This is a genomic window from Ligilactobacillus agilis DSM 20509 (genome assembly GCF_001436215.1).
GTDB lineage: Bacteria > Bacillota > Bacilli > Lactobacillales > Lactobacillaceae > Ligilactobacillus > Ligilactobacillus agilis.
The window spans coordinates 1-420 of record NZ_AYYP01000050.1; the positions used below are offsets into that span (position 1 = coordinate 1).

Genomic DNA, 420 nt, shown 5'->3' on the forward strand with positions numbered 1-420 from the left:
TAAGTGGTATTTACACATTTCAGCTACTAAAACGGTAGCTGATTTTGATAACCAAATTGTAAAACACGTGGTTGGTATTGACCGTGGTTTACGCTTTTTAGCTACTACTTATGACGAACAAGGTCAAACCGCCTTCTTTGACGGTAAGACAGTGATGCGTAAACGAGCTAAGTATCAAAAGTTACGGGCAAAATTACAAGCTAAAGGCACTAAATCAGCTAAACGGCGTTTAAAGAAATTATCCGGACGAGAGAACCGTTGGATGACCGATGTTAACCATCGATTGTCTAAGACACTGGTCCAAAAATTTGGTGCTAACACCTTATTTGTTTTAGAAGACTTAACAGGTGTTTCTTTTGAACGTACTGATTTACCCAAAGTCTTACGTAATCAAAATAAATCCTGGGCTTTTTATCAATT

At 37.6% G+C, this 420-nt stretch carries 1 protein-coding gene; it reads left to right on the plus strand.

Annotation, left to right across the window (positions count from 1 at the left end):
• The coding region (locus tag FC14_RS06090; RefSeq protein WP_156655762.1) for a transposase at positions 1-420 on the plus strand (420 nt) is incomplete at both ends.